This window comes from Stenotrophomonas sp. STEN056 (genome assembly GCF_056759635.1).
The window spans coordinates 1-7,155 of record NZ_JBRRDL010000058.1; the positions used below are offsets into that span (position 1 = coordinate 1).

Annotated in this window: 10 protein-coding genes and 1 pseudogene; 4 read left to right on the plus strand and 7 right to left on the minus strand. The window is 55.9% G+C overall.

Going from position 1 to position 7,155, the window contains the following annotated elements:
• Positions 1 to 139 precede the first annotated feature (139 nt).
• Positions 140 to 586, minus strand: coding sequence for a TIR domain-containing protein (locus ACVOLO_RS17840; protein ID WP_481571666.1), 447 nt, complete (start codon positions 584 to 586; stop codon positions 140 to 142).
• 206 nt (positions 587 to 792) lie between these two features.
• On the opposite strand from ACVOLO_RS17840, the gene ACVOLO_RS17845 reads away from it, so the two are divergent.
• Positions 793 to 1,362, plus strand: coding sequence for a recombinase family protein (locus tag ACVOLO_RS17845; protein WP_481571667.1), 570 nt, complete (start codon positions 793 to 795; stop codon positions 1,360 to 1,362).
• 535 nt (positions 1,363 to 1,897) lie between these two features.
• Here the strand turns inward: ACVOLO_RS17845 and ACVOLO_RS17850 are convergent.
• Both ACVOLO_RS17850 and ACVOLO_RS17855 read right to left on the minus strand, forming a co-directional pair.
• Complete coding sequence (locus ACVOLO_RS17850; protein WP_481571668.1) at positions 1,898 to 2,152, minus strand: hypothetical protein; 255 nt, start codon at positions 2,150 to 2,152, stop codon at positions 1,898 to 1,900.
• A 131-nt stretch (positions 2,153 to 2,283) separates the two neighbouring features.
• The gene (locus ACVOLO_RS17855) at positions 2,284 to 2,616 is read right to left on the minus strand and encodes a helix-turn-helix domain-containing protein (protein ID WP_481571675.1); all 333 of its coding nucleotides are present in this window, start codon (positions 2,614 to 2,616) and stop codon (positions 2,284 to 2,286) included.
• Between the two features lie 246 nt (positions 2,617 to 2,862).
• Here ACVOLO_RS17855 and ACVOLO_RS17860 point away from each other — a divergent pair, with 246 nt between their 5' ends.
• The 3 genes from ACVOLO_RS17860 (at position 2,863) to ACVOLO_RS17870 (ending at position 4,786) form a co-directional block, all read left to right on the plus strand.
• On the plus strand, positions 2,863 to 3,180 hold the full coding sequence (locus ACVOLO_RS17860; RefSeq protein WP_481571669.1) for a hypothetical protein: 318 nt from the start codon (positions 2,863 to 2,865) through the stop codon (positions 3,178 to 3,180).
• A 42-nt stretch (positions 3,181 to 3,222) separates the two neighbouring features.
• Positions 3,223 to 3,762 carry a hypothetical protein gene (locus ACVOLO_RS17865; protein ID WP_481571670.1) on the plus strand — a complete coding sequence of 180 codons (540 nt, stop codon included), beginning with the start codon at positions 3,223 to 3,225 and terminating at the stop codon, positions 3,760 to 3,762.
• A 199-nt stretch (positions 3,763 to 3,961) separates the two neighbouring features.
• On the plus strand, positions 3,962 to 4,786 hold the full coding sequence (locus ACVOLO_RS17870; protein WP_481571671.1) for a hypothetical protein: 825 nt from the start codon (positions 3,962 to 3,964) through the stop codon (positions 4,784 to 4,786).
• An 84-nt stretch (positions 4,787 to 4,870) separates the two neighbouring features.
• On the opposite strand, the gene ACVOLO_RS17875 is transcribed toward ACVOLO_RS17870, so the two are convergent.
• The 4 genes and pseudogenes from ACVOLO_RS17875 to ACVOLO_RS17890 all read right to left on the minus strand — a co-directional run bounded on the left by ACVOLO_RS17875 (position 4,871) and on the right by ACVOLO_RS17890 (position 6,766).
• On the minus strand, positions 4,871 to 5,455 hold the full coding sequence (locus ACVOLO_RS17875; RefSeq protein WP_481571672.1) for a tyrosine-type recombinase/integrase: 585 nt from the start codon (positions 5,453 to 5,455) through the stop codon (positions 4,871 to 4,873).
• A 12-nt stretch (positions 5,456 to 5,467) separates the two neighbouring features.
• Positions 5,468 to 5,656 (minus strand): annotated as a pseudogene (locus ACVOLO_RS17880) (phage integrase central domain-containing protein); the annotation flags it as partial.
• A 12-nt stretch (positions 5,657 to 5,668) separates the two neighbouring features.
• Positions 5,669 to 6,034 carry an Arm DNA-binding domain-containing protein gene (locus tag ACVOLO_RS17885; RefSeq protein WP_481571673.1) on the minus strand — a complete coding sequence of 122 codons (366 nt, stop codon included), beginning with the start codon at positions 6,032 to 6,034 and terminating at the stop codon, positions 5,669 to 5,671.
• Between the two features lie 414 nt (positions 6,035 to 6,448).
• Complete coding sequence (locus tag ACVOLO_RS17890; RefSeq protein WP_481571674.1) at positions 6,449 to 6,766, minus strand: DMT family transporter; 318 nt, start codon at positions 6,764 to 6,766, stop codon at positions 6,449 to 6,451.
• Positions 6,767 to 7,155: the final 389 nt, after the last annotated feature.

Below are 7,155 nucleotides of genomic sequence, written 5' to 3' on the forward strand. Positions count from 1 at the left end.
CACACGCGCCGCCCTCACCCAACCGCCCCCCAACCCCCCCCCCCCGCCCCCGGCCCCCCCAACCCCACCCCACCCCTGTACACCCGGCCCACCCCACCAACGCGCCGGGTGGGGCCCCCCCCCCACCCCACGACTGCGCTTATTTCTTGCCCGCAGCCTGTGCTGCTTCCTCAATCCGAGCCTTAAGGCGTTCCGCGTTGAAGTAGTTATAGACAGGGTATCCGCCGTTGGAGAGTCCAGCCGGAATGGCTCCAATGACGTCGGTATTGCCCTTTTGGTCTTTCAGTTCGTGAATCTGGATGCCGACAAGTCCGTTCCCGCGTGCAATCGACCGCTCAATCTCGTAGGCAATGTACTTGCGATTCGCCGTCTCGGCACCGATGAAAACGACTGTCACAGAAGTGCCTTCAAGCCCCTTGTCAATCATTTTCTTTATTTCTGCATCGCCCTTCTTCCTTGCCTCTTCCCATAGAGAGGCATCCCGAAAACCTGCTGCTGCACAGCCGAGAATCGTATCGAGATTTCGAATCTGGTTGATGCGCCAAATATCACGCTGGTAGTGGAAGCTAAAAAAAACAGTCCGCATGTAACTCCTCCTTGTTGGGCGTCGCCATCTGCCCCGCCACATTTATCCATGTGAACATGTCGTGATGGCCTTCGCATCTTAGACCGATGTGGGCGCGCTGGAACAAATCCCGATTTGTATACCTCTTGGGACATAGCCATTGGCATTCCACAACTCATACCAAAATGATAAGCTCACAAACTCTTAGGAGTTTTGAGACGCCAACCATGGAAATTGTGGGATACGCCCGTGTCTCGACTGTCGGTCAGTCGCTGGATGTCCAGCTCGATAAGTTGACCAAAGCAAACTGCAGCAAGGTCTTTAAGGAGAAGCGCTCTGGCCGACAGGCGGAGAACCGCCCGCAACTTCAAGCCGCTCTGGAGTACGTTCGAGACGGCGATGTGTTGGTGGTCAGCAGGCTGGACCGAATGGCCCGCAGCGTCCTCGACTTGGCAAAGATTGCGGACCTCCTCAAGAAGAAGGGTGTAAGCCTTCGCGTCCTAGACCAAGGATTGGACACATCGACCGCAGAGGGCGTCCTCCTCTTCAACCTCTTGGGTGCATTTGCAGAGTTTGAGGCTGACATCCGTGCTGAACGTCAGCGTGATGGAATCGCGCTCGCCCAGCAGAAAGGGACCAAGTTTGGCCGGAAAAAGGCGTTGACAGCCGCTCAGGAGGAACGCATCAAGCGAATGCGGGCCGAAGAGGGCTTCAGCATCGAGCAATTGGCGGAGCGCTTCTCAATCAGCCGCAGCAGCGTGTATCGCGCACTGCAAATGAAAGAGGAAGGCACCTAATAGGGCTCCGCCCATGGACTCATACGTTGCACTACGACTGAGTGGGAGTGTCGGGCTCCATCACATTGACGCCATGTTCTCCATGAAGCTCGGAGAAGGTCATACCAAAGGCGGGGCAGTACTTCCGGGCTTCTTCCAACGATACCGCCGGTACCTTGAATATGGATGTGTGCCCTCTCCCGAAGACATCGCGAACTCTCACCTTCAACCGGACGTGGTCATTCTCGATGCGAGGATAGCAGCCACCCCAGCTTTCGGACTGTTCGAAATAGACAACTCCATTGGTGGAACGCCCTACTTCAAGAAACGTGTCCACCCGGGCTGGAGAAAGGTGATTTCGCTGAGTGAGGAATGGATAAACCTTGACACTTCTTCCGATTGCAACTTGGAAATCTTGAAGCGCCACAGCTTGCTTCTCGAGCCAAAACCAGCCGATTGTGTACTTAAGCCATGAAAGGCTAAAAGGGCGTAGATGCCAATGGTAGCCGACCGATACTCCTTCGATACTTGATGCTGCGGAGCCAACGTTCGCAATTCAAAGGTACAGAGCTATCCCTGTACGGTGCGCCTCATACTCGCCATGCATCCTGCCAGTGAGGTAGGTGCAGCAGAACGTCGGTCCATCAATTAGCGACACCTTAAGGGCCGGACGCTTCCGAAGAGCCGAGAAGATTCCGCTCGCCCAGCCGAAGAACGCTGTAGCAAGAAAGATGGCAACACCGACCACACCCTGATTTTCATTGAGCCAAGCGCTCATCTGGGCGTAGCTAATTGTAGAAGTAGAGAGCATCCAACATCCTTCTGGAAGCGTTAAGTAGGCTAAATCAGGCCAAGCTTGCCGCAGCTCTGAACAAGCAACATACCCTGCCTCAACCAACAGCAGCTAGATGGACTGAGCACTGCATCTACCACCAGAGAGAGCTACTCCGCCTCGTCTTTAGCCAACTGCTGAAGTTCCCCTGCCAGCTTACGCTGGGTAGCCACCGGCAATGAGGCTGCCGCAAGAATGATATCGGCAAGAACATCGCTATCAGCGAGCAGATAAGCGAGTGGCACACCCAGCTCTTTCGCCAGCTTGCTAGCTGTGACGAAATCAGGCTCCGAAGTACCACGCTCGTACCTTGTAATCCTGCTGGACACTACGTCCTCCGATAGGCCTATTCGCCTCCCCAACTCCCGCTGTGAGATGCCCAAGGCCAAGCGAGCCTCTTTAAGGCGCTTGGTGAACATGCTTGGAAGAGTTGGCGACGACATAACCGGGACGGACGCATAGCTGTAGCTCGCCACAGGATGGCCCGTTCCCTCTGGACTCGTATGCTACATTATTTGTAGCATTGGCCGTGGAGGAATTGTTTGTACCTCTGGGAAGGTGCTGAAAGAAGCCCCCTAAGAAGCAGGAAAACAGGGGTTTCCGGCCTTCTAGACCAACTACCAAGGTGCAAGTGCGTTAACACGCCCGGCCTACCCCTCGTATCACTCAAGCACCGCCAACGGGGACGTATGCAACAACCCAAGGACAACATCGAGCCGCCGCCTATGCCACTGCCGGAGCACGTTCGAGCAAGCCTGCGGCGGTATGACACCCACACCACCATGACGTGCCTCGAATGCGGGTATGCCGGACTTATGGGGGTCAAGAGAAGCACCAAACCTTGGTACCTCTCTTGGTGGATGTTCTTCGTCTATGCCGTCGTCTTCGCGCCACTGAGCTGGTTCTTCATCATCTGTTTCGTACTCGCCGAAATGTTCATGAAGACACATAAGACCGAATGTCCCAACTGCGGCATCGAGCTTGTCAGCAAGCGCCATGTGCTCTGACAACAACCATCAATTTCGATTCATCACAACAAGGAGCGCAGAATGCTGGGGATACTAGTACTGGCAGTGGTTACAGCAAGTGCTGTGTGGGTGTACATAGATGCAGCGAATCACCGCATCGGGAAGCAACCCAATGAGAGAGGGTTCTTCAACCTGTCCGCAGGCGGTTGGGGCGCAGTAGTCCTTCTGCTATGGATTGTTGCCTTCCCCTGCTATCTGGCCAAGCGTAGCGACCTCATCGCAAAAGCCAAGAAATCCCCTGTAGTGGTCACCAGTAAGGCCGGTCCATTGCTTTTGATAGTTGCAGGCGGCGGACTGCTGATGCTTCAGCAAGCAATTCCCCTTCTTGTACGGGCAAGCGCAAACGGCTCGCCATCAGACTACATAGCGGCATGCGCCGACTACTACTACAACGCAGCAAATTCCCTGCCAAACCCGGAAGCGAGGAACAAGCGCGAGATTTGGTTGCGCACCTGTAGCTGCGCCAGCCAACGGGATGGCGGAAGGACTGCTCAGGACTTCGAACGAAATCTCAGCACTTCGGAAGCAGCACATATCGACGCTATGAAAAGTTGCCTTTGAGTAGGAGGACTGTCGCATGGCCACGTATGAAGTGAAAATGAGTCGCCCCGGTGGCGGAAGTAGCACTTTCGTTGTCAGGGTCAACGCAGGCACACCTGACCAAGCGAGACGCAGCGCTGAGGCACAGAATCCCGGCTACAAAGCTCAGTCAGTCTATCGCCTCGCGTACACAAACTGACCAATCATCAAGGAAGAAGTGATGCAGACACGAATTGCACTATTGGCGACATTGGGCCTTCTTGCTTTCGCGTACCCAGCGCAATCTGCTCCGCAGACTATCGGTGCCCAATGGGAGTACACCGACGCATCGCGCATGGAGACAGATGAAGGCACCAGCCTTTGCCTCCAACTGGAAAGAGCATCAATCGCTCGTATTCCCCAATCACAGCGCTTCAACGGTACGTTCTGCGTATCCAATCCAAGCGATGCTGCGCTACTGCTTGGCATCGGAGGAACTCGAAAGGATGGCTGCCGGTATTCCGCCAAAGGACAGGCCACCATCACCCTTTCAAACATCCAGTTGCTACCCGAAGACGAAATGTATGATGAGCGTCTAGAAGCCGATTTGGTAGCCGTCAGGCAGAACACCGTCACCCTCCCCTTGACTGATTCATGCAAAGGCAGCGCAGAGTCAGCGAGTGGCTTCCACGACGTTCGTGCAGCCGTTCGAGCACTTGCATCACATGCTGACTATCAAGGGCTGAAAGATTCTGACTTCGCTAACATTGACGAAGCAACCGGACTTGCTGAACTCGATGCGAGCACTCAGATGTACCTACCGGAAGGCTCTACCGACACACTCGTTATCTATACCGAGAACAATGCTGGCACACCATTCCTGACGGTCGAACGTTACAACGCTCAAGGATGGTCCGATGTCAGCGCTGCAGTGCTACCCGGCTACTCCAATCGCAACGGAAGCAACTACTCTTTGGATACGTCAGGGAGAACTCCGACCATCAAAGGCGGACAGCCAAAGGCAAACTGGAAATATGTGGGTGGACGCTTTGTCCGAGAAAAATGACCACTTGAGTTGCAAGTTCGGGAATCCGACAAGTTGCTCTGACGGGTCCCTTTTTCAGAACTACCTTTAGGGCCTTATGGCGGACTACTTCGAGCAGTAGTCCGCCCAGTCTCCCATAAGCGGTATCCGCTTATCGAACATGTCAGAGCGGAAGTAGGCTGCTTCCGTCTTGCTTTTCACAGTGTGGGCGAGCGCAATCTCTGCAGCCTCCCTACTGTGCGCGGTCTGTTCTGCCGCCCAATCTCGAAATGAGCTACGAAAGCCATGGCAAGTCATTCCCGGCCTAAGCTTCTTCAGGAGCTTAAGAGGGGCGGCGGTCGAAATCCCCTTATCGCCCTTGCCCGGGAACAAGTGAGCGCCACCACCAGTTTTCAAGCTCGATATGAGGGCAATCACCTGCTCTGAGAGCGGTATGGCATGCTCTTTGCCATTCTTTGCACGCTCCTTAGGAATGACCCATCTCCTACGCTTTAAATCAAATTCGGCCCACCGCGCACCCGCAGCTTCACTGGGACGCGTAGCGGTAAGAACTTGAAGCTGCAGACATGACGAGGAGAAGTCCTCTCGAAGCTTGAGTTCACCCATAAATCGAGGCACTTCCGCATAGGGAAGTGCAGGGCGATGTTCAACCTTCTTCACCTTTGCAGGCGACGAGAAGATGTTCTTCAAGTTGCCTCGCCAACGGGCCGGATTCTCCCCACACCTGTAGCCGCTGGTGGTTGCCCAGTCTAGGACACGTTCAATGCGGCTCCGAAGCCGACTTGCTGTTTCCGTCGTACTGAGCCAGATTGGCTCAAGCACCTCACGTATGAGATTCACATCTACTTCCGACACTGGCAAATCATTGATGCGCCCACAGTGATTCGCAATGGTCGATGTCCACTAGGCCCTGTGCTTCGGATTTTTCCACTCGCTGTGGAACGTAGCTATGTATTGAGTGGCACATTGGCCGAACGTTAGGCTCTTAGCCTGCCCAGCTCGAGCAGCCAAGAGACTCGCACGTCGAGACGCAATTGGGTCGGTCCCGCTCCAAAGCTGAGACCGCAGGCCTTCAGCTAACTGGCGAGCCTGAGCTAGCGAGACATCAGATACCGGGCCCAACCCCATATCCTTTGACTTGCCCGTCAATCGGTCCCGATACCGAAACACCCAAGTTTTCCTGCCGTCGCCCTTGACCAATAGGTACAAGTTACGTCCGTCGCTATGGCGACCCTTCCCAGCCGTTTTGACAAAGACTGCCGTGAGCACACCCCCCCCTGTTCCCTACTTTGTTCCCTACATCATAGCTGGCTGGACTGGAACCGAACACAATGAATTTGTATTCTGAACGACCTAATTGATTGATTTTATTTAGCTCAAATGAGTTCCCGGGACGGCCTGAAATAAATTTGTATTGCAGTTTGGATGACCCTCTCTCCGCCAGATAAATGAAAGAGCCGCCCACTGGGCGGTTTTTTCATTTATGCGACGGAAAGCACGGGAGACGGGAGCCCAACGGGTTCGGCCACCTGCCCGACCGCACGCAGGACCAGCGGCGCAGCGGCAGGGCACCGCCCTCCGCCAGACAACTGAAATAACTGAAAAAGCCGCCCATTGGGCGGCCTTTTCAGTTGGTGAACAGCCTTTCCCGGCCCAAGGGCCATGTTGGCTGCAGGGCCGTACTCAGCTGCTCGACAGCTTCATCAGCACCAGTCCGCTGACGATCAACACCGCCGCGCCAATGCGCATCGCGCTGATGTGCTCACCCAGGAAGATGATGCCGATCAGGAACGCGCCCACCGCGCCGATGCCGGTCCAGATGGTGTACGCGGTGCCCAGCGGCAGAGTCCGCATGGCCACGGCCAGCAGCCAGAAGCTGGCGATCATGCCGACGATGGTGACGATGCTGGGGACCAGCCGGGTGAAACCGTGGGACTGCTTCATCGCCAATGCCCAGACGATCTCCAGCAAACCCGCAACCAACAGATAAATCCAAGCCATGAAAGCCTCCTTGAGGGGGCCAGGCCGTCCTGGATACGTTCCCGTGCTGGGGGAGGTCGTCCTCCGATGGGCCGGCATTCTAGCCAATGGGGCCGCTGATGGCCTGTCTCGGCCATCGGCGGGTTACATGCAGTTCAAAACGCGCACATTTCTGGCCGCACGGCGCGCGCATACGCTACAATCGCCGCGCACGACAGGATCTGCTCCCGTTTGTGTCCGGTCTGTGATCCACGGCGGCTGATGACCCATCGCCCCTGACTCCCCAGATTGAGTTGGGCGCGCCATTCGCGGGCCCACCCGGGGTATTGTGGGCCCCGCGGCCCCCCCCCCCCCGAGGGGGGAAAAACCCCCCCCGGCCGCCCGGCCCCACCGGTTAGCACGGCCCCGGG

Excerpts from the sequence above, each read along its gene's own strand:
- ACVOLO_RS17840 (WP_481571666.1), bottom strand. The coding sequence starts at position 586 with ATGCGGACTGTTTTTTTTAGCTTCCACTACCAGCGTGATATTTGGCGC.
- ACVOLO_RS17845 (WP_481571667.1), top strand. The coding sequence starts at position 793 with ATGGAAATTGTGGGATACGCCCGTGTCTCGACTGTCGGTCAGTCGCTG.
- ACVOLO_RS17850 (WP_481571668.1), bottom strand. The coding sequence starts at position 2,152 with ATGCTCTCTACTTCTACAATTAGCTACGCCCAGATGAGCGCTTGGCTC.
- ACVOLO_RS17855 (WP_481571675.1), bottom strand. The coding sequence starts at position 2,616 with ATGTCGTCGCCAACTCTTCCAAGCATGTTCACCAAGCGCCTTAAAGAG.
- ACVOLO_RS17860 (WP_481571669.1), top strand. The coding sequence starts at position 2,863 with ATGCAACAACCCAAGGACAACATCGAGCCGCCGCCTATGCCACTGCCG.
- ACVOLO_RS17865 (WP_481571670.1), top strand. The coding sequence starts at position 3,223 with ATGCTGGGGATACTAGTACTGGCAGTGGTTACAGCAAGTGCTGTGTGG.
- ACVOLO_RS17870 (WP_481571671.1), top strand. The coding sequence starts at position 3,962 with ATGCAGACACGAATTGCACTATTGGCGACATTGGGCCTTCTTGCTTTC.
- ACVOLO_RS17890 (WP_481571674.1), bottom strand. The coding sequence starts at position 6,766 with ATGGCTTGGATTTATCTGTTGGTTGCGGGTTTGCTGGAGATCGTCTGG.